This is a genomic window from Aquimarina acroporae, from assembly GCF_023195925.1.
In the GTDB taxonomy this organism is placed as follows: Bacteria; Bacteroidota; Bacteroidia; order Flavobacteriales; family Flavobacteriaceae; genus Aquimarina; species Aquimarina acroporae.
The window spans coordinates 195,605-222,263 of record NZ_JALPRE010000006.1 but is presented as its reverse complement, the minus strand read 5'-3'; the positions used below and the strand labels follow the sequence as shown (position 1 = coordinate 222,263).

The window sequence follows — 26,659 nt, the reverse complement described above, 5'->3', positions numbered from 1 at the left end:
TAAAGCTTTTAATAGTAATCTTGAGAATCTTGTTCAAAACTTATTTTTCCCTAATTATCAAAACACTTAAACCTTAACACTTTATTTATGTTAATCTCAAAATTAGGTTTTACCTATTACGAAAGATGTAAAAAATGTGTCGTTTGATAGTACAAATGAAGCTTTTTGGCAGATTTGCAAGGCGATACCGGCAGATGATAAAAATTAAGCCGTTTACTTGGATAACAACACCGTAATTTTAGTCATAATTGTTTATAAACCTTTTATACCTAATATAATCCGACGCCATTCTAGCACTTATCAAGGGAGGATAATCATAATTTTCTATTTCTACTGTATTATATTGTAAACCTGCTACCGAAGCAAAAGAAAAAAGTCGTTTAAAATCTATTTTACCACTGGCTCCTAGTTCTTTTATGTCTTTTACATGCCAGCTAAGAAATCTACTAGGGTATTTTTCAAAGTAATAGACAGGATCGACTTTGGCGGTATACATCCAAAACAAATCTGATTGAAAGTATACTACTTCTGGATCTGTATGATCAAGAAGGTAATCATAGATGATCTGGTTACCAATTTTTTTAAATTCATCTGTATGGTTATGGTACAAAAACTTTAAACCATTGGCATTACATTTTCTACCAATTTTGTTAAAGTATGAAGCGTATCTTTTTAGTCCATCCTCTTGTTTAAGAAGTTCCAGATTGATATTTGTGGTGGTGAGATAACTTACTTTTATTTTTAAGTGATCCTCGATACACCTATCCCACCATTTCATTGACTGGTCTGGATTATCAAAGTCTAAATCTTTAAATACCATTGACCCTGCTAGATGAAGATTATTTTTCTCTAATACCATATGAAATTGTTCGGGTGTTAACCCATAAAACTTACCATTATCATATCTATGCGTTTCTACATAAGAATACCCCATTTTTCCTATTTTATCGATAGTTCCTAAAGGATCTTTTCTCATTTCAGAATCTACAGAGACCAAATGAATTCCAAAGTTTTTATTGTGGGTTTTAGTTTTAAAAAAAACACCTTCCCAATCATATTCATCATCTGGAGCATCTCCAGTTAGCAATAATCTCCCATCTTCCTCAAAATGAAATCTAACTTCCTGAACAAAATCCCCCTTAAAATCATGATCTCGCATGGTAAGTTTATCGTATGAAGAGAAAAAACCTTTACCTATAAAGTTTTCGGCTTCTGGGTTAGTTCCCAATGCTACAATTTCATTGGTATTGGCATCATAACTTATCATTTCGGTCAGGATCACAGCCCATTGATTTACTTTTTTTTGAGATACTTCAACCCAAAAAGAAACTCCATCCATTTTGGGTGTAACCAAAATCCTGGTATTAGGATCTTTACTAACCTCTTTCGCATTTATGTTATCACCATTTAACCATTCACCAACATATTGCCAAAGAAGGAATTCTTGGTTTTCTGCTTTCCCATTAGTTTGACTAAAAGACAATTGTGTGATCACACAACATAACATGAGCATATATTTCATTGATAAAATTTTTATTGATTTAAACTGAAACTATCAGAATTGAAAAAATTCAACATATTTATTAGTTCTTAAGATGCACTATATATTGAAGGCTATCGTTGTTTTTTGCTGCAATGATGTATGACGTATCTTTCACCTTTATCATCTTCATATCTTTTACATCCCCTGGAACATAAAAACCACTTTCTGTTGTACTTATGGGAGAAAAATTTCCTTTCCCATTTCCTTTTAGAAATAATCCATACCCGGCATCATTACGAGGGGTCTCCACTTCTGAAGAAAACAGATTACCGGCTATTAGTACGTCTAAATGCTTATCCTTATCGTAGTCATCTACCAAAATCTGATTAATACTAGAAATTTGTGCCAGTTTGGGAAGTTCATGCATAACAAATTTACCACCAGTGTTTTCTAAAAAAACACTGGCAAAAGAACGAACACTATAGTGTAAAGAGGAGTTCAAGGTTTTTTGGGAATATACATCGGTTAAGGTAGCGTTGGCAAAGCTTTCATAATTCTGGAATTTTTGTTTGATTCCAGGTACTTGTTGTGAAGAACATTCTCTACCTCTTACTGGATATTGTTTACCCTCATTATAATAGCTTAAAACAATATCATTATGATCATTATTATCAAAATCATTAAAAAAGATATCAAAAGTTTCCTCCTCGCTAGCCTTATATTTATAGTTTAATCCGTTATTTCCAACTATATAATCCATATCACCATCATTATCAAAATCTCCTTCTTCTATACTCCACCACCATGAAGTGGTTTTTTCTAGTCCTAGCTCTTTGGTGACTTCCTTAAATTTACCTTTTGTATTTTGAAATGCCCGAATCTGCATCCACTCTCCTACCACAATTACATCTGGCCAATTATCATTATTAAAATCTGTGATTACAGCATCTGTTGCCATTCCCAAACCAGTAAATTCTTCGGGTTGCATTTCATGAGAAAAATCAAATTTTATTTGATTGTGACTACTTCTGTTTTTTAATATAAATGTGTTTGCGGGCATCGGATATTTTCCAGGAACCTGTCGTCCTAAAACCAATACATCTTTTTTACCGTCTTTATCAAAATCTGCTGTATCTACTTTTGATCCGCTTGTTCGCATTTTTGGCAACGCATCTATAGATTCAGAAAAATTACCATTTCCATGATTTATATAAAGTCTATCTTGTAAGTTTTCAGAATCTTGAGCAAATTCGTACCCTCCGCTAACTACATAAAGATCATTATCTCCATCGTTATCTGCATCAAAAATTGTCGCCCCTATGTCTTCACTATTTTTATTTTGCTCTAAGACCGGAAGTAACATCTTTTTAAAACCTCCTTCATGCTGTAAAAATATACTTCCAGCATATCCCTTTGCCCCTCCAACAAAGTAATCTTCTAATCCATCCCCATTTAAATCCCCAATAGCCAATGCTGGACCAAAAGAAGACATTTTATGAGGTAATAATATTTGTTTTGAAAAGTCGTCGAACTGATTTTCTACATGGGCATGGTGGGGAAAGATCATATTAGTTGTAGCAAAAAGATGCGTATTCAATTTGATCTTTTCATTTTTTTCTTTAGCCGCATCTTTAGACTTAACTACAATACTTTGATTTGCTTTTATGTTTTGAAGTATTTGTGTATCACCATTTGGCCAAATAATATTAAGTTCATCAACTACATCGTATTTACCTAAACCAAAGATCATTTCTGGGGCTACCGAAGATTGAAACCCTCTGGTCATTGTTAATTCTTGTAATTGTGTTTTTTTGCCGGTTACAACGTTTACTCTGGTACCGATGCCGAATTTATTATCATTTACATCTTCAAATTTAATTTTTAGATAGTTATTTACCTTTGAACTTGTATTTTCAAAGAAAGAGGCAACATCATCAATATTGTTGGTAATAATCTCTAAATCTCCATCATTATCAAAATCGGCATAAACCGCTCCATTAGAAAAGCCCTTATCTCTTATGCCCCATTGATCATTGACTTGTTCAAAACTTAGGTCACCTTGATTCTTGAACATAAAGTTATCTATTGGCTCTGAAGGAATTTTGAGACTTAATGGTAATAACGAATCTTTGCTAACACTATTGAATTCATCTAATTTATTAAAATAGTCATTATTGTTTATTTCACGTCGCGTTCCATTGGATACGAACAAGTCTTTTAATCCATCATTATCAAAATCGGCAATGAGAGGAGCCCAACTCCAATCGGTTGAAGAGGTACCTGTGATTCGAGAAATGTTTGAAAATTTTGGAATTCCTTTTTCTATGACACCTGTATGAAGTTGTAGACAGTTTTGCATATATTGATAGTGAAAACCTGCATTAACCACGTTCCTAAATAACGGAATATTCATACTGGCCATATTTGCTTTTTTTCTGCGATTACTTTTTGCATCCATATCTACCTGAAAAATATCTAAGTACCCATCATTATTAAAATCTGCTATATCTACACCCATTCCATAGAATGCAGTTTGCGAGGTTGCATTCTTAAGTACTTCTCTAAAAGTTCCATCCTGATTATTGAGGTACATATAATCTGGAGAGCTAAAATCATTTGACACATATATATCAGGCCAGGAATCATTATTAATATCACCAACAGTGGCGCTTAGTGAAAGTCCGAAGCTTTTTACTCCCGCTTTTTGTGTCACATCGATAAAGATTCCGTTTTGATTTTCATATAGATGATCAGACTCATGATCTTTCACATTTTTCATTTTGTTTTGATATACAAATACCGGGGAGTTAAATTTTGTAGGCGGATAATTTGCTACATAAACATCTAAATCTCCATCTTTATCATAATCAAAAAAAGTAGCTTGAGTACTATTTCCTGAATCGGCAAGACCAAGTTCTACAGCTTTTTCAGAAAACGTTGCGTCGCCATTATTTATAAACAATTGGTTTTGTTTTGGTTCAAATTTCCCTCCTACTGAACAATAGATATCCAAAAAACCGTCTCCGTTAACATCAGACATTGTAACTCCTGTATACCATCGCCTATCTCCACCTACTCCTGCACTTTCTGTAATATCTTCAAATTCAAGATTTCCTTTATTTAAATACAATTTGTTGGATACCTGGTTTCCAGTGAAATAAATATCCAAAAGCCCATCATTATTTATATCTCCAACGGCTATTCCTCCACCCATGTAGATATATGGATACGTAAAATAATTTAAGGTATCATTTTCGGTTAACCGATTGGTAAACGTTATTCCTGTCTTTTTTGAATCTAACTTCAAGAATACTTCCGAAGTCTTCTCTTTTTCTGGTGAAGAGCAACCTACGAGAAAAAGAAAAACTACTACAAAATATATCACAACTACTTTCATAAATTCTTTCTTACTTCAAAATCTACTTTTTAAATATGGATAGCATATCATTATTATTTCCTACCAAAAAACAGGTATCATCTCCTATTTTTATTTTGTTGATTGCTTTTGAATTTTTACCCACATAAAAATTAACATCTTTGAATGGTTGTAACTCGCCAGTTGGGTTTCCTAGAAGGATATAACCATTATTTGCATCATAACGTATTGTTTCTACTTCTGCTTCATATATTGCACCGACACCTACGACATCAGGAAAACCATCATTATTTATATCTGTTATTTCAAAATCCATTGTTGGGCCCAATTGAGCAATAGAAGGCATTTTTTTGAATTCAAAGGTATTATCTCCATTATTGATGATATAGGCAGTGCCTAATTCGTAGGCTACTTTATGGTAGGATGTTTTCAGTTCTTCCTTCCCATAAATATCATTCATTGTAGATAAAGCAAAATCTTTATAGGTGGCTATTTTTTCAGCTATAAAAGGATTTTGTTCTGAAGAGCATTCTTTTCCTCTTAGCGGAACTAAATTTCCTTTATAACTCTTACTCAACACCATATCATAAGTATTATTGGCATCAAAGTTTTTACTATAAATATGCAGGGGGTGTTCTTGGGTGGGATGAAATTTATTATTGTCTCCCAAGTTACCTATGATATAATCTTTATCGCCATCTTTATCGATATCGATCTCCTTAACGGTGTTCCACCAACCTTCTGTGTCCTTGAGACCAGGAATATTTACTTTATGATAAGTCCCTCCATTATTTTTGAATATGGTTATAGGTATCCAATCTCCAACCACTATTAAATCAAGGTCATTATCATTATCAAAATCTGAACATATGATATCATTAACTATTCCAATTTCGGAAAACTCAGGAGCTATTTTTTGAGTTACATCTTCAAAAACACCATTATTATTTTTTAGAATGTAAGATGTCGAAGCCAAAGGGTACATTCCTGGTTTAACATGTCCTCCAATAATTAGATCCAGATCTCCATCTTTATCTAAATCAGCCGCTACTACTCTTTTTGTATTATTCTTTAATTTGGGTAATCTATGATTACTTCTTTTAAAATTACCTTTACCGTCGTTTATATATAATCTATCAATAAGCATACGGTTATTGTCTGAAACTTCATACCCCCCGCTCGACACATACAGATCCAGGTCATTATCTTGATCGGCGTCAAAAAGTAACACTCCATTATCTTCATATTGTGCATCTTTGGTAAAAGCTTCTTGGGTATTCTCCTCAAATTTTTTTCGCTTTTTTTGAATATATAAGGCTGCTTTTTGGTTTTTGGCTCCTCCGATAAAAAAATCGTCCAGACCATCACCATTAACATCACCAACAGCTATAGCTGGACCTTGTTGGGATAATTTCTGTGGTAATAAAACCTGATTCTCAAAATCATTATATTCATTTTCTTTATGACTATAAGTAATCCCTAGCGATATGGGATTAATTGGTGTAAGAATTCGGTGTGTTTTTTTCTTTATTGGAGTCCCGCTCTTGGCTTCTTCAAAATTTATATGTATTCGCTGGTTTGCCTCGACATTTTCCAGAACCGAAATCACTCCATTTGGCCAAACAACCTCTATCTTATCCACTTTTTTATGCTCTCCAATACCAAAATTCACAATATTAGATACCGATGATTGGAATCCCCTACTAACATATAATTCCTGGTATTGTTCATTATCTTTGGTAACTACTTTTATCTTTGCTCCTATACCGGACGTATTTTGAGAGCCTCCTTTCAGTTTTATTGTAATGTAATTTCCCGTTGTATTATTCCTGTAAATAGTTGCTTTATCAGACATGTTATTAAAGACTATGTCTAAATCTCCATCATTATCTAAATCTCCATAAGCAAATCCGTTAGAGTTATATTTTTGATCTAACCCCCATGCTATCGTAGTATTAGAAAATGTCAAATCTCCATTATTTCTAAACGCATAGTTTGCTATTTTTTCTGATGGCATCATCTCGATTACCTGCATGAAGGTCATTTCAACATTCTGATCTATATTCTTCTTTACTTCTCTTATGTAGTCCTGGTTGCCAAAATTCCGCTCTATTCCGTTGGTAATTATCAAATCTTTACATCCGTCATTATCAAAATCTGCGATTAGCGGACTCCAACTCCAGTCTGTTTTTGAGATGCCTGCTAACTGCCCCATATCACTAAAAGCCCCATTCCCATTATTGAGTTGAAGTACATTGGTCATATATGGGTAATGATACCCTGAATTCACTATTTTATCAAAACCATCAACGTTCATCGTAGGCATGTTTTCTTTGCTACGAATATGATCCTCTGCCGACATTTCTAAAACGACTAGATCTGGTAAAAAATCGTTATTAATATCTGCATAATCAGACCCCATACTATTATATGATATGTGTTTAAAACGAGTATTAATTTGATTTGAAAATGTGCCATCTCTGTTATTGATATACATAAAATCTGGAGCGATATAATCATTCGCCACATATATATCTGGCCAATTATCATTATTATAATCTCCTATTGAAGCACTTAATCCCCATGCGTTATTTATCACTTTTGAAGGTAATGTTACGTTGGTGAAAAAAAATCCATCGTTTCTGTATAAATGATCAGAAGTTTCAGGATAAAACTTCTGATTTTCTTTTTTCTCTATTCTGAGCGTATTCTTGAAATCGACTCTATGATTTACCAAATACATATCAAGATCTCCATCTCTGTCATAATCAAAAAAATAAGACTGCACCGAAAACCCATCATTGTCTAACCCCCAGGATTTTGCATCTTCCTTAAAAGAGCCATCCTGTTGATTGATAAATAACTTATTTCTTCTGTGCTCGTTGTTGCTTAATGAAGCCGATTTACAAACATAGATATCTAGCCAACCATCGTTATTTATATCTATCATAGATACACCCGTGGTCCATCCTTGTTCATCACTAACTCCTGCAGATTTGGTAATATCTTCAAATTTAAAATCTCCTTTGTTAAGATAAAGTTTGTTTGAAGTTTGATTAGCAGTAAAATAAACATCATCGAGTTGATCATTATTTATATCCCCAATGGCAACTCCCCCTCCATTAAAGGCGTAGGTATACTTTAGACAATTAAAATAATTATCCTGTTCCACCTTATTGATAAAATCAATACCCGTTTCTAAATCTGGAACCAACGTAAACAGCGTTTCTGCTTTTTGTTCTTTTTTAGGTGACCGATGGTCCTTACAACTGCATGAAACAAGCACAAACAAAACCAGAGATAGTATACTTTTTGAAGATCTTATTTTCATATTTACATTGAGCAAAAAACAGCTTGTATCGGTTTTACAAGCTGTTTTTGCTAATTCAAACTAATCTAATCTACTTTATCATTATAACTTCTAATATCCAGGATTTTGATCTGCCGGTCCTATATTGGCATTGGTACTAATCTCATTATCTGGTATTGGCCACAATATATGTTTAGAGGCATCAAATCTATTATCTGATAACCCTGGTAAAACAGAACCTGCAAGTCCCCAACGTAATAAATCGTCAAATCTAACTTGCTCACCCGCCAACTCTACTTTTCTTTCATGAATAATCGCTTGAAACACCTGATCTTTTGAAAGCGTTGTTGCCAAATCTGCCAAGCCAGCTCTGGCCCTTACCTGGTTAATTAGACCAACCGCAGCAGACTGGCTTCCTACTTCATTTTCACATTCTGCCATCATCAGTAATACATCTGAATACCTTATTATTTTTGCATTAATCCCTGATTCTTCATTCTCAGAGGTTTGCTTGTAGTAATTCTGATATTTCTTCCAGGCAGCAGGACGAATGTTTCCTCCATTTTCGGCAAAATCACCTTCTACAAACGTATTATTACCGTTATTGTAGGTGTCACCTACCACATAAAAACTCCCTTGAAATCTATTATCTCCAGCTTCAAATTCATTTCTTAAATCATCAGACGGATATACATTGAACCAGTTGAGTACACCATAATCCTGGCCTCTAAATGTAGCATGATTTGCTCCCGTTGCTTGATTGGGATTATCCCATTTGTTTCCTGTTCCTAAATTGATATTGTATTCTACTTCAAAAACTGATTCTATTCCGTGCTCTGTTTCTTCTCTGAAATTATCGAAATAATCGGTCTCTAAACCATATCCAGACATTTGGCGGAAAGACGTTAACGCTTCTCCATATCTTCTTTCATAAAGTAACACTTTACCCAAGAATGCTTGAGCAGCACCTAAATTGGCTCTTCCTTTTTGTTCTTGAGCTTTAGGCAATAAATTAGCTGCAGCAAACTGCAAATCTTCGATAATTAAATCTATAATTTCTGACTTTGGGCTTCTGGGAAGCCCTTCCGGAGTCGATCCATCAATTCTTTTTGGTATGTCTCCAAATCTATTCACCAACAACCAATAATAATATGCTCTCAGAAAATGAGCCTCACCCAAAAACTTTCTTTTTCGTTGAGGAGTAATTATAGCATCAGATATTTCATTGATTCTATCCTCATTATTTAATACAAAATTGGCTTTATTTACCCCTCGGTAACAACTATCCCAATAATCTGCAATAAACTGATTTGTAGAATCATAGGTGTATTCTGCAAAAGTTCTTTTATCTGCTTCTTGCTGTCCATTACCCGCATTCTCCTGAGACATATTATCTAACATATACCAAACTAATCTTCCATATAAAGAATGTGGTTGCATATTGGCATATGCTGCATTCACAGCAGATTGCACTTGCTCTTCGGTAGAGAAAAACGTATCTGGAGATAACGTGTTCGGATTTACAAGCCCCAGATCTTCTTCGGAACAGGAATTTATAGATAAAAACCCCAGCAGCACTGTTGTAATTAATATTATTTTTTTCATCTGTTTATGTTTTTTCTTTTCTTTTCAGATGTAATTCGCATACATAACAATTTCAAATTACACTTCATTAGTTATTAAAATGAAACCTGCAGTCCTAGCAAAAATGATCTCGGCTGCGGATAAGCTCCTCTATCTATTCCTTGATCACCATCAAGTCTAAGTTCTGGGTCTAAACCTGAATAATTGGTAAATGTGTATACGTTCTGCCCACTTAAATATATTCTTAGCTTTGAGAAATATTCATTGAATATATCATTTGGTATAGTATACCCCAATGTGACATTTCTAATTCTGGTAAAACTACCATCCTCTACATATCTGTCTGATATCACATAATTCTGTTCTGCACCATTTACTCTTGGTTCTGTACCATTGGTATTGGTTGGGGTCCACCGGTTATCGAAATAATCTTGACTAACGTTGAACGGACGACGCGTTCCTCCATTAAGGTCTACTAGATTCGTATTGAATATTTCATTACCATAAAAACCTGAAACCAATATCCCGAAGTCAAAATTCTTATAATTAGCATCAATACTTAGACCGGCAATGAGATCTGGATATGGATTCCCGATATCTACCCTATCATCTGCATTTATAACTCCATCATTATTTTGATCTACATATCGTACATCTCCAGGTTGTACACCTGCAAAACCATCGGCATCTACCTCAGCCTGATTGCTATAAATCCCATTACTTTCTAAACCATAGAAATAAAATAGAGGATCTCCTTCGGTAACTCTACTAATATTACCTCCTATTCCTCCTCCTCGTATTCCAAACCCATAGAATGGAATCTCATCTTGACCGGCAATAGAAATCATTTTGGCCTTACTATGCGATAGGTTTAGGTTTGCAGACCAAGTAAAGGCACCTTCTCTATCATTATATCCTAAAGTAATTTCGAAACCTTTTACCTCAGATTCTCCAAGATTTACGGCTTGTCCATTGTTTTGGTTACCGTTAGATAAAGGTGTTGGGATGTTTATTAATAAGTCTTCACTATTGTTTTTGAAATATTCAAACGTTGTAGTAAACTTTTCATTAAAAATTCCTAGGTCAAAACCAACATTTAAAATTTTCTTTGTCTCCCATTGTAGATCTGGGTTTTCGTTTCCTTCTTGAGTAACTCCTACTCCTACTACATTGTCAAAAGGGTATTGAAAACCGCCTGTAAGAGCAGGAGCAAATCTGTAATCTCCGATATTATCGCTTCCGGTGGTACCATAACTACCTCTTAGTTTTAAGGTGCTGAATGCAGTATTTTCCATGAATTTTTCTCTGGCTATGTTCCAACCAGCAGAAGCCGAATAGAAATTACCCCACCTTTTGTTTTCTCCAAATCGTGAAGAAGCATCACGCCTGTAAGATGCAGAAAAGATATATCTATTATCATAGTCATAGTTAATTCTGGTCATGAATCCTAATTTGTTGGTTTCACCAGAACCACTACCCGCTACCAAAAACTCATTGTCTACAATTTGATCTACTTCATCGGTTACAAGGTTTCTGCTACCAGCTCCAAAATTCTCTGATTTGGATTCAAATTTCTCAGCAAGTGCCAATACCTCAATATCATGATAATTATTAATTGTAGTTTTATACTTCAAACTATTGGTAAACATGATGGTTTGCCCCTGTTGCGTAAACCTTCCTATTTCAGCAAAATTACGTGCATGCGTAGTACTACCTGGAACGCTATCATCGTCATATGAAGGGATAAAAGATCTATTATTAAACTGGAAATAGTCTAAACTTACTTGCGATCTGAAACTTAATCCAGGAAGAAACTCATACTCTCCGTAAATATTTCCTATAATACCCAAAGACCTATTTATAGCATCACCATGTGTCTGAACCCGAACAGGGTTTTCTGCATCCTGACCATCTGCCGAAGATGATGGTCCTTGAAATCCTCCGAGATTATTAGGATTAAAAACTGATAGATATGGAGCAGCTTTAATAGCATGTTCTATCAAAGTTCTTCCTCCTCCTTGTCGTTCTGGTCGCTGCTTAGAAAAAGCTATAGACATGGTTTGACCAACTTTAAGCTTTCCGAATGTTTTTGATCCTGATCCTCTGAAAGAATATCTTTCAAAGCCCGTTTCAATAATAACACCTTCTTGTTTTTGATAACCACCTGAAAACAAATAATTACCTGTTTCTCCACCACCCGAATAACTTACATTATAATCCTGTATAAATGCTGTTCTAAAGATTTCATCCTGCCAATCTGTATTGGTTCTGAATGTTTCAACAGGTCTATTAGGAAAAACTCCGTATTCAGATACATAATTTAAGTAATCGACCGTTTCTAGAACATCATAACGTTTTGCAATACTTTGTACACCGGTATATGTATTAAACGACAATGTTCCCACCCCTTTTTTACCCTTCTTGGTAGTAACCACTATTACACCATTGGATCCTTGTGCTCCATATACGGCCGTAGTAGAGGCATCTTTTAACACAGAAATAGATGCTATATCACTTGGGTTAAGTCCAGATAGGTTCCCTGTGATCACACCATCTATCACGAATAAAGGTGTATTGGCACTCAACGTAGATAATCCTCTAATCTGTACAGAAGGAGTACTCCCAGGAACCCCAGCATTTGCAATTGTTAAACCAGCTGCTCTTCCTTGAAGCGCAGATTCTGCATTTGTCACTGGTGGAATTTCATTTAGATCGGTTAATTCTACGGTTGAAATTGCACCTGTTACATCTACTCTACTTTGTGTTCCATATCCAACTACAATGATCTCATCTAAGGACTCTGCTGAAGATTCCATAGATACATCTATCGTACTCTTACTTTCTACAACAATTTCTTGCGTTGTCATACCCAAATAAGTAAATACAAGAACATCTGTAGTTTTTACATTATTTAGGGTATACATCCCATCAAAATCAGTTGAAGCTCCATTGGTAGTTCCTTTTACCAGTACTGACACTCCGGGAAGAGGAACTCCTGAATCATCGGTTACGGTTCCACGTACACTGACTTGAGAGAAAACTTGCTGTGTCCCAATTATAATCAATCCAATAATTGCGATTTTAAGCTTAATCATATAATATTGTTTTTGTTTGTTAATAAATTGTTTTGTAGCAACTTTTATTTACTATCCATCAAAGTTTTATTCTAAAACTTCAGGAAGTATCAGCGTTATTTCGTTACGTTTTTTTGTTTTCATTTGGCTATTATTTAATTGTAATTGTTTTCGTTAAAACCTGAGTTGTCTCTGCATCAACTGCTTTGTTTAAATTGGGTTGCTTTCCACCTGTAAAAACCTGAATTGATTCGGGGACAATATTATTATGTCCTTCGTTGTCAAAAAATGAATATTGTTTTGGAGTAATCTTAAACTTCACTGTTCTTGCTTGCCCGGGGTCAAGATTGATTCTCTTAAAACCAACAAGTACATGTTTTGGGTCTCCTTCAGCTTTAGTTTCTTTAGAGATGTATAGTTGAATCACCTCATCTCCATTCACTTTCCCAGAATTTGTTACCTCAACAGAAACTTGAATTTCTTCACCCTTTTCTATTTCATCAGATATCTCAAGTTTTGAGTATGAAAAATTTGTATAGGATAATCCATGACCAAACGGAAATAAAGGCTCCCCTGTAAAATACTTATAGGTACGGTTAGTCATGTCATAAGACTTAAAATCGGGTAAATCTTCTACCGATTTGTAGAAAGTCACGGGTAATCTTCCTCCTGGATTGTAGTCTCCAAATAGAATATCTGCAATTGCTTTTCCTCCAAACTCCCCTGGATACCAGGATTCTAAAATTGCAGGAACATTATCATTGGCCCAATTTACTGCCAATGCACTACCGTTCATTAAAACCAAAACTACCGGTTTACCAAGTGCATGAATTTCTTTCATTAATGTAAGTTGTGATTGAGGAAGAGAAATCTTCGATCTATCTCCTTTATCGAAACCATCCAATAATACAGGCATTTCTTCACCTTCAATGTCTGGAGAAAGTCCTAAACATAACACTACAACATCAGATTTTTGGGCGGCCTCAATTGCAGGGCTTAGTAAATCTTCATCTAATCTTGCCCATAATAATTGTGCTTGTGGATCAGTGTGATAGTTGTAATACTCTATTTTGATATCATATGTTTTTTCTTTGGCAAGATCAATATCGAAGTATCTCATTTTGGGTTCATGATCATCACTAAATTTAAATTTCAATTCATTATTGAGGTAAAATTTGGCCGCACTGCTCGCTCTTAAACCAATACGATACTTCCCTGCTTTGTTAGGTATCAATGTACCTGTCCATCTTACCGAAAACGAATCTGAAATCAAGCTATCTATTGGCTTTTTAGGCATCCAGACAAAATTGACAACACTATCGTTTCGAATGAATTTAGGTTCACCTTTCCATTGTTGATTATCGAAGTATTCTCCCTTAAGTCCTATATCATTTCCGTTTTTAAGTACTGAAGAAGGAATCATTTCCATTAGCGGCCAACCATTGGCTATATCACTTCCCTTTGCATAATGAACTTTTGCATTGGGAAGTTTTTGTTGTATAGCCTTTAATGGGGTAATACTATTATGAGGCGTACCGTGGTAATTACCTAATAATACTTGTTTGGCATTTGCATTGGGGCCAATAATAGCAATTGACGAAATATCTTTCTGCAAAGGAAGGAGTTGGTTTTCATTCTTTAATAATACCATAGATTCCTTTGCGGTTTTTTCTGAAAGTTGGTAATGCTTTTCACTAGCCACCACATCATAAGGTATAGACGACCAAGAAACCTGTTCCTCATCATCAAACATACCCAGCTTAAATCTGGCTGCCATAAGTCTAGATAGAGCTCTATCTATTTCACCTTCATTAATAAGTTCTTTTAATACTGCTTCATTCAAATTTGGATCAAAAGCATTCCCACAATTCAAATCGGTTCCTCTATTTACTGCCAAAGCCGATGCTTCTGCTGCAGTTTCTACTAACTCATGCTTGTTGGGCTCCCAGAAATCGTTAATTGCCCAGCAATCGGAAACCACATATCCATCAAATCCCCATTCTTTTCTCAAAATATCATTAAGTAACAAGTTACTTCCGCAACAGGCCTCATCTCTATATCTATTATAGGCACACATTACAGACTGCACGTTGGCTTCTTTGATTGCAGCTTCAAAAGCGGGTAAATAGGTTTCTCTTAAATCTTTATTTGATGTTTGATAATTATCTTCGTGTCTGGATTTTTCTGGCCCGCTATGTACTGCAAAATGTTTAGCAGTGGCGATCACCTTAAGGTATTTGGGATCATTTCCTTGAAGTCCTTTTATAAAGTTGACCCCCATTCGGGAAGTAAGGTATGGATCCTCTCCATAGGTTTCTTGTCCTCTTCCCCATCTAGGGTCTCTAAAAATATTGATGTTTGGAGTCCAAAAGGTTAACCCTTGATATATTCCTCTTTTATTTTCTTTGACAAATCGATGGTGTTTTGCACGAGCTTCATCAGAAATAACCGTACCAACTTCATTAATTAAAGACTCATTAAAGGTAGCTCCTATTCCTATTGCCTGAGGAAAAACTGTAGCTTCACCAGCTCTGGCCACCCCATGCAAACATTCATTCCACCAATTATATGCAGGAACTCCTAAACGCTCTATGGCAGGAGCATCATACCTCATCTGAGATACTTTCTCTGCAAGTGTCATTTGATTAACCAAATCTGTAGCTCTCTCCTCAACAGATAACTTAGGGTCCTGAAATTTATACTCATATTCTCTTTTGGCCATACACCCTGTGTTTAGCTGTAATACCATTGATATGATTACCAAGCTACTTAAACCTGAACGTCTTTTCATCGATCTTAATTCGTTTCGTATTATTGTTAGTATTGCTGTTAAGAATTGCTATGACATGATATTGAGGATGAGAACAAATAATCCTAATACGACCCCTATTAAAATTATCTCTGCTAAAATTTTTAATTTAGAATACCTCTTTCCTGCCATTAACAAATCTTGAATTTTTTAACAATTTAGAAACAGGAATAACAAATAAGTGCAACAAAAAAAGCATTTACTATAATATATGTAGCATCTACCTCTAAAACACTGTACACAACACATTTGAGCTATTTGAAGCAACATTATTTCTAAGTAAAATCCAATTTAAAGCCGTAAAACCCTTGAATAATTGGCTCTGAAGTATAAATGAGAATCTAAAAAAGTAAGAATACCGGAACTCCTACTAGACCTGCAAAAAACAATAACTCTTTTACTGCTTATGAATTGATAAAGTAGACTAGTACTCTCTAGAGTAACAAAATCATTTACTAGGAGTTTAATATTCTAAACACTGTTGGATTTTTATGAGTCTTCTGACTCGATTTCGGTTGGTAGTACACCAAAATGACTTTTGAAGCACTTTGTAAAATAAGAAGGAGAAGAAAAACCAACTTGATAGCAAACATCACTAATGTTGTTATATCCTTTTTCTAAGATTTGTTTTGCTCGTTGTAGTCTAATATTTCTCAGAAATTGATTCGCGGTTTGTCCCGTGAGTGTTTTTACTTTTCTATAAAATTGACTTCTACTTAAATGAAGTTGAGAAGCCAGAATTTCGACACTTAAGTTAGGATCGCTAATACTTTCATTGATGTATTTTAAAACCTTTTCTATAAACTCCTTGTCTAGTGAAGTTGTATTTTCATTTATTTCTGATTCGCTTATAGCACTAAAATATTTATTGAACAGAACCTGTCTGCTCGATAATAGTTGTGCCAATCTAGATTTTAGCACCCTAAGATCAAATGGTTTGCTCATATAAGCATCAGCCCCAGATTCTATCCCCGTAAGTCTATCATCATGCTGCGTTTTTGCGGTAAGCATAAGCAACGGAATATGACTTGTTCTTATATCATCCTTGATCTTTGCACAAAAATCAAAACCATTCATTTCTGGCATTATAACATCTGTGATGATGATATCTGGAATTTCTTCTTTGGCTTTAATTAATCCTTCACGCCCATTTGAAGCGGTGAACACTCTATAGGTATCGACTAATTCATTTTTTAGATAATTTCTTAGTTCTACATTATCTTCAACAAGAAGTAATCTATTCTTTTTTGATTCTTCTTCTACATGTTTTCTTTTGCTCTCTATCTGAGCTGGCAACTCAACTTTGGTTTTTAAAACAGTATTTAGATTTTCTTGCGTAACTATAATTTCATCATCATTGAAATGTGCAGCCCCTAACGGTAATAAAATCTTAAATGTAGTTCCTTTATTGAGTTCGCTATCTACCGTTACCGTTCCTTTATGTAATTCTACAAAACTTCTTACCACTTCTAGACCTATACCAGTTCCTCCATAATACCATTGGTTTAGATTATTCACCTGGTAAAACCTCTCGAAGATTTTCGACAACTGTTCTTTTTTTAATCCTGGGCCTGTATCACCCACCTGAATTTCAAAATTATTTCGAGTTTCTCTTTTATATCCGTCTAAAGAATGAGAAGGAACATCTGAATTAATTCTTACGACAATTTCACCCTTCTCGGGCGTAACTTTAAATGCATTAGATAATAGATTAAATATAATTTTTTCAATCATACTTTTATCTACCCAAGCCATTATTTGAGATACATCGCATACTACTCGTAAATCTATTTTTTTATTTAACGCCTCTTCATCAAAGTAACTTACAATATCCTTTACAAAATCTACAATGTTTATTTCTTGAGCTTTTATCTTTAATTTATTCCCTTCCAATTTCCTGAAGTCCATTAACTCATTAATCAACCTTGAAAGTCTATTGGTATTTTTATATATGATGTAATGTTTTTCTTTAATTTCTTCTGGAAGGGTATATGTTTTGTTTTTAATAATATCTATCAACGGATTGATAATTAAAGTAAGTGGCGTTCTAAACTCATGAGAAATATTAGTAAAAAACTGAAGTTTCTTTTTGTGAAGCTCTTCTTCTTTCAGTCTTTGCTCTCTTTCATTTTTCACCAATTCTTTCTCCTTAATTCTTTCTTTGGTAATTTTATTTAACAGATAAATACTTAAGAAAAATAACAGAACATACATAAAAATTGCACTATTTGTTTTCCACCAAGGAGGTAGGATATTTATTTTGAGGCTTAGGGAATCTTCACTCCAAATTCCGTCATTATTTGCAGCTTTCAGTTTAAAAGTATAATTCCCATAATCTAGGTTTGTGTATGTAGCACTTCTAGTATTTCCAACATAATTCCAGGATTTCTCAAGTCCTTCAAGATAATATGCATATTGATTTTTCTCTGGTCTTGTGTAGTTTATTCCAGTAAACTCTATTGTAAAAACAGATTGTTTATGGGTTAACGAAATACTATCTGTTTCAGAAATCACCTTTTTGAAAGGGGAATCCTCAACATTTGGAAGTACTTTTTTATTAAATAACCTGAATCCGGTAAGATATAGTGATGGTAAGGCTTTGTTTATGCTAATATCTTTTGGGTCGAAATAATCTACTCCCTGATATCCTCCAAAATAAATATTCCCTTGTTTATCTTTATGAACAGCATTGAAATTAAAATCATTAGACAGCAAACCGTCATTAACATTATAGTTTACAATATTATCGCCCTCAAATTCTATTTTATGTAAACCTTGATTTCCACTAATCCAAATGTTATGGTTTTCGCTTTCTATGATAGCTGTAACATTTTCCTCTTGCAATCCATACAATTCGTTATACCATACGAAGGTATCTTTATTTTTATCATATCTACATAAACCAGCACCTCTGGTTCCCACCCATAAAGATTTATCGGAACTCTCGTAGATCGATAAAATGTGATTTGCATTTAAAGGATTCTGATATTTACCTGTTAATTTATCCCACATAGAAGTAACTCTAAAACTCTCATCATCGGTAGTAGTAAGCTTAAATAATCCTATAGTGGAACCAATCCATATATTGTTTTCAGAATCGACCAAAACTTTTCTAACTGCACTGGTATGAATCCCGTAGTTTACAAATTCTTTAGATTTATGATGCCTAATTTTACCTTCCTGAGGATCATAAGAAGCTACACCTCCGTAAAAGGTCCCTATCCAAATTCTTCCATGAGCATCTTCGGCAAAGCTCAATACACTATTGGTTATAAGTTCTCCATTGGTATTTTCAATATTAAAATTTACGAATTTGCTCTGCCCATTCCTGAGTAAGTAAATTCCATTATTCCAACTACCTGCCCATATATTTTGTTTACTATCAATAAAAACTGTTTGTATATCTCTGGCCGACAAACCACTATAGAGTTTACTATTTTCATTGATATGCGTAAAGGTATTGGCTTTAGGGTCATAAATATCTATACCACCTCCATCCATTCCCATCCACAATTTCCCAGATTGATCCTGAGCTATAGCAGTTACAGAACTCACTTCCAATGAGTTTACGTTATTCGGAAGACTTTCAATATTATTAAACTTATCGTATAACTTGTCATAAACACCTATTCCGCTATTATAATATCCCATCCAAATCCTTTCATTCTTATCTAAATACAGAGACCAAATAGAGTTTGAACGTATACTATTTTTATTGGTTTTATCGAAAGTATATTTTTTTATTAGTGTTCCCAGTTTATCTAAGTGAATAAGACCATCATTTTCTGTTCCACATAAAATAGTTCCATCTGGGATTTCGAGTAGTGATAAAATACGTTTTGATGTAATTGGAAAATGTGAAACAATTGCATTGTTTCCATCTACATTATCAATCTTGAATAAACCGGCAGCTAATCCTCCTATCCAGATGTTATTTTCTTTATCTATATATAAAGATTGGATAGGCTCATTTATGGTTATTAGTTTATTTTTAGATTGAAATTCATAGGGTTCTAGAGATTTTGATACGGGACTGTAGCGCTTAAGACCAATATTTGTTCCCGCATAAATATTACCTTTTTTATCAACTTTTAAGCTATTTATATTGAGAATCCCTGAAGAAGCACTAGAACCAACATTAGGCACATGATGAGCAACTAGTGTTTTCATATCTAATCTAAACAGTCCTTTTTCGAAAACTCCTACAAATAAATTCCCTTCGTTATCTTCGGTAATACTACTTACCGATATATCTGAGTTACAATCACCTTTGTTATTACCATTTAAGCATATTCTATTAAACTGATCCTGTTCTCTATCGTACAGATTTAATCCGTTTTCGGTTCCAACCCATAGTCGGTTCTTTTTATCCATATAAGAACAAAAAATCATACTGCTACTTAGCGATAGAGAATCTTTTAACTCGTGTTTATAAGATATATATTCCATCCCATCATATCGATGTAGACCTGCTCCATTGGTACCTATCCAAACAAAGCCATAATGATCTTGAAAAATGGTAGATACTGCAGTTTTTGAGATCCCGTCTTTTATGTTTACAAAGTTGAATTCTTTGAATTGACCCTGAGACCACAGATCATTCTGTATTCCAAAAAAAATGATCAATACTAGTATGTATTCTTTTATTTTCATTACATCAATTCTCTTATTCCGGAACAAAATTAGCATCAGTAGTCATCAACCACTTATCCATTTCAAATCCGTCTTCTCTCATAGAAAACATCACAATATGTTCTCCTGGAGTTTCAATATCTAAATATATAGTATTGTTAGTTCCACAATGATTTTCGGGAACCCTTTGAGCTGAAGACCAGGTCCATTCATTTTTCCCTTCACACCATTGTAAACGAGCTCCACTTTCTGGCCAAACACCATCTATACCAACATGAACTCCATTATCTTCGGTACCCATCGAAAATGCTCTTGCCCAAACAAAATATCTTCCTGGAGTTGTAATATTAACTTTATATCCAACTATCCCTCCTTCCCCAGGAACCGGATAAAAATTCTCACCCTGTACAAGAGGATCATCATGGGTTATTCTAGTATCTGGAAGAACCTCTATATATGCTCTAGCTCCGGCATCATGATAATGTGATTCTTCTTTATAGTCTTCCAACTTCAAAACATGGTGCTCTGATCTAATATACCAATTTCTTTTTTTACCATTTGAAAAATTGTAATGATACTCTTCTGCTTCTACACTTACTAGACCATTTGCTTCATTAAAAGGAATCGTTCCTTTCATTTGTACGTCGATAGACAGATCTACAGGAATAAATTCTATTTGGCTCCATCTGCCTCTTGACCAAGCTGTACCTCCTTTTTCGGGAATGCGTTTATTGGTATCTGCTACTGAAGATATCTCTATGATATCGCCCTTATTTAAAAACCAGGTATTTAAATTGAAATGTAAAGCTTTAAAGCTTTTATTAATTTCAGGATTTGTAAGCGAATCTCGAATAGTTCCATTGACCTTTAGTGTATATTTTGATTCACCATCATTTTCTGCAATTGAGGTAAAAATGGTATTATACATTCCTTTGTCTCCCTGAAAAATAGCAACTGCACTTGCAAATTCATTTCTTTGATCTTTATCCTCAGTATTAATAGCAACTGCATTATTCTGTTCATCGTGGTAGTATTTGGCTTTACTTTGTGAAAATTCAGTGTCAAAATCATTCAAAGCTTGCAGGACCACCTTATTAAATGTCATTTTTTCAGAAGGCTTTTCAGTTTTTAAGGCTTTTATTAAGGCTACCCAATCTCCTGTGTTATCTGGAGGCAAACCGATTGAAGTCATACCCCCTCCTTTAATTATTTTTTGTGTCCCCACTTGTAAATCTCCTCCATTTTTAGGGTCATACCAATGCACCGTAAATGTTTTGGTATTTCCGTATAAATTGATGAAAGTTTCTACTACTTCAGGTACATAGACGGCATAGATACTCGCATTTTGAGCAAATACATAATCGTCTTTATTTTTGGTAAGTTCATCTGCCGATTCCATTTCATAAAAAGGGAGATGTTTTTGAAAAAAATCTAACGCAAAGTGAGTTTGCTCCCATAACTTATCTCTTGATCTCCAATCCTCACAATTAAGATCATTATGATCATATTTATACCCAAAATACCATTCTACTCCTGCTCCTCCCGCCATTAAATTTGCCCAAAGTACTTTTGATCGCATTTCAAAATGATCTTCGTCTTCCGAATCAGGTATAGCACCAGTATCTGCAGGACCAATCTCATCCTGACATATCACCCATTTCCTACCATGTTCTCTAGATTTACTGACCCAATGTTTTGTAACCTCATGAACCTCATTTGGATGATGAATTTGCATTGATGGACCGTCTAGATTTGTGTTCCCTAACATAGGAGTCAAGAACTGTTTTTGCTCTTGTTGAATTGAATGGGTATGAAGTGCTATAAAGTTCTTATAAGGATCGGTCTTTTTAATATAGGCAGCCATTGTTTTTCTATCTTCATCGCTTTGCCCCTTCGGCGACCAATGCACAGGCCCATTTTCTTCTCCCAAATTCCAGGTAAGGGCAAGATGGTGTGAAAATCGAGCTATTAGTTCTCGGTAATATAACTTACGTTGAATACCTAATGATCCTATGTCAAGTAGCAATTCATTTTCTGTTTCTTGAGTTACGATATGTAACATAAGCCCTAGTCGATCCATATGATCAAATACAATTTCCCACTGATCTAATTTGCTACAGTCAAAACGATATCTTTCATTGTTATCATTCCATGGCCAAACATCTTTACCATCTCCCTGAACGTTCATAGTTAAAAAATACACCGAGTTCATTTTTTTGGAAGCAAGGTAATTGAGTGCTCCAATAATATTCTTTCCTTTCCCTCCTTGCCAGGAAGGATCCCCAAGATTCCAATCTTTTTGGTGAGGTTCGAATTTATGAGAGGCAGGAGTATTGTCAAACTCATAATACCCTAAAAAATTTTCTGGGCTATCTGCTCCTCCTTTTAAAAAATATTGTTTGGTCCCTATAAATTGTAAATAACCATTTGGAGTATATTGCAACCTACCTTTGGCTCTAAAATCTTCTCCCTCTTTATAAGAAGGTTCAACAACAAAACTCCCTTTTAGACCATCAAAATCAACTACATTTCCTGCAGTAGGATCATCATTGACCGCAATGTCGCGTCCTTTTCTAAAAGAAACTTCATATTTCCATTCTCCAATCTCATCTGGTCTAAACCGAACCTGCCAGACATTTCCTGATTGAGCACTAGTTTCCGCAGCATTACCATCGGCAGCATAAAACCCAGGTACTACATATACCTTTTTTTTATGCGTAAATGTAACATTAAGCCGATAGTTCAAAAAAGGATTTTCTTCATCATACTCTCCTAAGTCCTTACCATAAAAATGCAAGGTAATTTTATGCCATTTCTTTACTTCTCCTTCAACTTTCACTTGCGATTTCTGAGCAAATGATACGTTTAAAGAGAGTACAAAAAAAGATATTTGAACTAGTATACTTTTCATCCTGTAAAATAGGTTAATACAGCAATGACCACTACTACTAACAAAACAGATAATATTACATCTGCCCAGGTAAAACTATCTTTGGCTTCTTGTTTCTGAACATCGGTTAATGTTCCAAAAGCTAAACCTTTAATCGTTTGATAATTTGGTGGAGCTGTTAAAAGACTCGTAGAGACACAAACAATGATCGAAAATACAAACATAAATATGGCCATGTGGGCAAAATTGATAGTCGCAAATTCATGAGCAAAGCCTGATAAACTACCCTTTCCTATTTCTGCTGCTATACGTAAAGCTGCTACTACAAGGCCCGAAAAAAGAGTAACGATAGCCGCCTTAGAATTTACACGTTTCCAAATTATTCCTAAGATAAATACCGCAGTAATTGGAGGTGCAATGTATGATTGAACACTTTGTAAATATTGGTATAATACTCCTCCGCCAATTTTGTTCATAATCGGAATCCATATGATACCTAAAACCACCACCAAAGCCGTAGCAACACGTCCTATATTCAATAGCTTTTTCTCTGGGGTCTCTGGTTTCAGTTTCTTATATATGTCAATAGTAAAAATGGTAGAACAAGAATTAAAAACAGAGGCCAAAGAACTCATGAGTGCAGCCATAAGACCTCCTGCAACCAGTCCTTTTAATCCGGTTGGTAATAGTGTTTTTACTAATACTGGAAATACTTCATCTGCTTTTTCATAACTCAAAACTCCTTGTTTTGCCAAAGCAAAAGCGATAATTCCTGGTATAAGAAATATGAATATAGGTAATATCTTAAGGTATGCGCCAAAAATAGCCCCACGTCTTCCTATTTTTATATTATTTGCAGCTAGTGTTCGTTGCACGATGTATTGATCAGTACACCAGTACCAAATTCCTACTATCGTTCCTCCAAACAATAAACCTGTCCAAGGAAAATCAGGATCAGACATTGGACGCCACATATTAAAATGATCAGAACCTGCAGTAGCTCTTAAATTCTCCCATCCCCCAATTTCCTGTAGCCCTAGGTAGGTAATTATAATTGATCCTGCAATCAACACAATGGTTTGTAATGTTTCGGTATATATAACTGCTTTCATACCCCCTACGATAGTATAGGCTCCAGTAAAAACAACAATCCCTATGGCTCCATACCAAAACGGTATACCTAATAATTCTGAAACCACAATACCTCCAGCATAAATTGTTACAGATACCTTGGTTATAACATAACCAGCCAAAGAGAAAACAGATAAAAACCAGCGTGATTTGCTATCAAAACGTTTTTCTAAAAATTCGGGCATGGTAAACACTTTACTTCTCATATAAAATGGCAAAAAGAGCCAACCTAGAAGCAATACAATCCAAGCATGTAATTCATAATGCGCCATTGGCATACCAGATTCAGCTCCTGTACCTGCTAGACCAACAACGTGTTCAGAACCAATATTAGAAGCAAAAATAGAAGCTCCAATAACAAACCACCCTACATTTCGACCTGCTAAAAAATAATCTGCTGTATCCTTGTTTTTTTGAAGTATTACCCAAACTGCTACTCCTATTAGTGCCAAAAAATAAGTTCCTAACACTACCCAATCTAATTGTCCTAAGACTGATTCCATAATCTATTTTTAGTTGTTTATATTTCTATAGTATTGATGTAATTTTTTGAATGTTTTATCACTAACTCTTTTCTACTAATAATGAACAGTATATCTAGTTTACGTTTAGAAAAACGATATCCCAAAGCAGTAAAAATCAATAATCAACAGTTATTCGAAAGTCTACCTATAGAATCACTGTATTTTTTCTTAAAATTTTATTAAAAGTTAAAAGTATCGCAAGACACGGCAATCGCATGGAAAATTTGAAGCAAATTCTATCACATATGAAGCATACTATAAAATATGGTCATTAATCACAAGCATGGGCTATTTTGGGCTATATCAAACTTTGAAGAGGGCTAAACCAAAAAAGGAGTATATTAATAGATTCTTTGTCTTAATAAAGGTTTATCAATTTTTGACAGTTAACATCAAATTATTTTCTTATTACATTTAAATTTCGATATTAACAATATCCTAATGTATTTAACAAAAATCTGAATAATGTTTATTTTAAATGTATAAATATTGATAAAACAAAAACACCAAAATCTAAACAACTATTTTTTCTATAGAAACCTTATCAAATTTGAAACATTTGAAGCAAATACTATTACATATGTAGCATTTGTAAGTTTGCTAAAGGATTACTAAAAATTTTGGAATATCTTCATTAAAAACACTACAAAAAACATGTTCATATTAGAGTAGAAGACTGTAAATCAATAGTCTGAAAAAGGATATTCTATTACATTGTTCTGTAGCTTTTAATGCCCCTCTTTTTACAAGGTGTATTTTTTTAATGATATAGAATTAGATATGAAAAGAAAAAGAATAACACTCAAGGATATAGCCAAAGAATTTGATGTTTCTATTGCTACGGTTTCAAAATCTCTTAGTGATAGTTACGAAATAAGCACTAAGACCAAAGAAAAGATTCAGAAGTATGCGAAGGAACATCACTATAAACCAAACTACAGTATATTTTTAGACGACAAAACCAAAAACACCAAAACAATCGGGGTCATTATACCCAATATGCTCAATCATTTTTTTACCAAAGTTTTTGTTGGAATAGAAAAGATAGCTACTGCAAATGGGTATAATTTAATTACCTGTATTTCTAATGAATCCCGAGAAAAAGAAGCCAGTGTGATGGAGCTCCTAAAAAACTCATCCTTAGATGGTTTCATTTTATCTGTTGCAGAGGAAACTCAGGTTAAACAAGATTTTAGTCATTTACAAAACGCTATTAACCAAGGAATTCCAATCGTTATGATAGATAGAATTACTGAAGAAATTGAATGTGACAAAGTGATTGTAAATGATAAAGAAGGAGCATACCACGCCACTAACCATTTTATTGAAACTGGATGTAAAAACATTGCTATCGTCTCCAATATTCATAGATTAAGCGTAGGTAAATTAAGATTAGAAGGCTATAAGAAAGCTTTAACAGAGGCTAATATGCCTGTAGACGAAGCTTTAATTTTGAAAATTGATGAGTTTCACGACATCGAAACATTGTTAAAAATTGTATTAGGTTCGAAAAAAGTGGATGCCATTTTGTGTCTAGAAGAAGATTCTGCTATCGACACTTTAAAATTAGTTAAGTCTAAAGGTTTCCGAGTTCCTGAGGATATTTCGATTATAGGTTTCACCAATGGTATTTTACCCCGTTATGTAACTCCCGCTATTACAACCATAAGCCAGCATAGTACTTATTTGGGAGAGATTGCGACAAAAATGCTAATTGATAAAATTGAAAACAAAAACGTAGAAGCTTCTTATACTACCAAAGTTATTAAAACGAATTTAATAGAACGGCAGAGCACAAAACCACTACCTACATATTGTTAAACCTTTAAGTTTTTATCTCGGTTTT

Annotated in this window: 10 protein-coding genes; 1 reads left to right on the top strand and 9 read right to left on the bottom strand. The window is 34.3% G+C overall.

Annotation, left to right across the window (positions count from 1 at the left end):
• Positions 1-238: 238 nt before the first annotated feature.
• The 9 genes from M0D21_RS09310 to M0D21_RS09270 all read right to left on the bottom strand — a co-directional run bounded on the left by M0D21_RS09310 (position 239) and on the right by M0D21_RS09270 (position 24,792).
• Positions 239-1,522, bottom strand: a complete 1,284-nt coding sequence (locus tag M0D21_RS09310; RefSeq protein ID WP_248328718.1) for a sugar phosphate isomerase/epimerase family protein — start codon at positions 1,520-1,522, stop codon at positions 239-241.
• A gap of 61 nt (positions 1,523-1,583) precedes the next feature.
• Positions 1,584-4,880 carry a VCBS repeat-containing protein gene (locus M0D21_RS09305; RefSeq protein WP_248328716.1) on the bottom strand — a complete coding sequence of 1,099 codons (3,297 nt, stop codon included), beginning with the start codon at positions 4,878-4,880 and terminating at the stop codon, positions 1,584-1,586.
• A gap of 22 nt (positions 4,881-4,902) precedes the next feature.
• Entirely contained in the window at positions 4,903-8,190 is a 3,288-nt protein-coding gene (locus M0D21_RS09300; protein ID WP_248328714.1) for a VCBS repeat-containing protein, read from the bottom strand.
• Between the two features lie 90 nt (positions 8,191-8,280).
• Complete coding sequence (locus M0D21_RS09295; RefSeq protein ID WP_248328712.1) at positions 8,281-9,774, bottom strand: RagB/SusD family nutrient uptake outer membrane protein; 1,494 nt, start codon at positions 9,772-9,774, stop codon at positions 8,281-8,283.
• Between the two features lie 74 nt (positions 9,775-9,848).
• Positions 9,849-12,848 (bottom strand): SusC/RagA family TonB-linked outer membrane protein, encoded by a 3,000-nt coding sequence (locus M0D21_RS09290; protein WP_248328710.1) that lies wholly within the window; start codon positions 12,846-12,848, stop codon positions 9,849-9,851.
• Positions 12,849-12,978: 130 nt separating this feature from the next.
• Positions 12,979-15,618 carry a glycoside hydrolase family 3 protein gene (locus M0D21_RS09285; RefSeq protein ID WP_248328708.1) on the bottom strand — a complete coding sequence of 880 codons (2,640 nt, stop codon included), beginning with the start codon at positions 15,616-15,618 and terminating at the stop codon, positions 12,979-12,981.
• Between the two features lie 507 nt (positions 15,619-16,125).
• Positions 16,126-20,289 (bottom strand): hybrid sensor histidine kinase/response regulator transcription factor, encoded by a 4,164-nt coding sequence (locus M0D21_RS09280; RefSeq protein WP_248328706.1) that lies wholly within the window; start codon positions 20,287-20,289, stop codon positions 16,126-16,128.
• A 13-nt stretch (positions 20,290-20,302) separates the two neighbouring features.
• Positions 20,303-23,179, bottom strand: coding sequence for a DUF5060 domain-containing protein (locus M0D21_RS09275; RefSeq protein ID WP_248328704.1), 2,877 nt, complete (start codon positions 23,177-23,179; stop codon positions 20,303-20,305).
• The gene (locus M0D21_RS09270) at positions 23,176-24,792 is read right to left on the bottom strand and encodes a sodium:solute symporter (RefSeq protein WP_248328702.1); all 1,617 of its coding nucleotides are present in this window, start codon (positions 24,790-24,792) and stop codon (positions 23,176-23,178) included. The genes M0D21_RS09275 and M0D21_RS09270 overlap by 4 nt, the downstream gene beginning before the upstream one ends.
• Positions 24,793-25,593: 801 nt before the next feature.
• Between M0D21_RS09270 and M0D21_RS09265 the strand changes: the two genes are divergently transcribed.
• Positions 25,594-26,634, top strand: coding sequence for a LacI family DNA-binding transcriptional regulator (locus M0D21_RS09265; RefSeq protein WP_248328700.1), 1,041 nt, complete (start codon positions 25,594-25,596; stop codon positions 26,632-26,634).
• The last annotated feature ends 25 nt before the right edge of the window (positions 26,635-26,659 follow it).

Excerpts from the sequence above, each read along its gene's own strand:
- M0D21_RS09270 (WP_248328702.1), bottom strand. The coding sequence starts at position 24,792 with ATGGAATCAGTCTTAGGACAATTAGATTGGGTAGTGTTAGGAACTTAT.
- M0D21_RS09305 (WP_248328716.1), bottom strand. The coding sequence starts at position 4,880 with ATGAAAGTAGTTGTGATATATTTTGTAGTAGTTTTTCTTTTTCTCGTA.
- M0D21_RS09300 (WP_248328714.1), bottom strand. The coding sequence starts at position 8,190 with ATGAAAATAAGATCTTCAAAAAGTATACTATCTCTGGTTTTGTTTGTG.
- M0D21_RS09290 (WP_248328710.1), bottom strand. The coding sequence starts at position 12,848 with ATGATTAAGCTTAAAATCGCAATTATTGGATTGATTATAATTGGGACA.
- M0D21_RS09310 (WP_248328718.1), bottom strand. The coding sequence starts at position 1,522 with ATGAAATATATGCTCATGTTATGTTGTGTGATCACACAATTGTCTTTT.
- M0D21_RS09295 (WP_248328712.1), bottom strand. The coding sequence starts at position 9,774 with ATGAAAAAAATAATATTAATTACAACAGTGCTGCTGGGGTTTTTATCT.
- M0D21_RS09275 (WP_248328704.1), bottom strand. The coding sequence starts at position 23,179 with ATGAAAAGTATACTAGTTCAAATATCTTTTTTTGTACTCTCTTTAAAC.
- M0D21_RS09265 (WP_248328700.1), top strand. The coding sequence starts at position 25,594 with ATGAAAAGAAAAAGAATAACACTCAAGGATATAGCCAAAGAATTTGAT.
- M0D21_RS09285 (WP_248328708.1), bottom strand. The coding sequence starts at position 15,618 with ATGAAAAGACGTTCAGGTTTAAGTAGCTTGGTAATCATATCAATGGTA.
- M0D21_RS09280 (WP_248328706.1), bottom strand. The coding sequence starts at position 20,289 with ATGAAAATAAAAGAATACATACTAGTATTGATCATTTTTTTTGGAATA.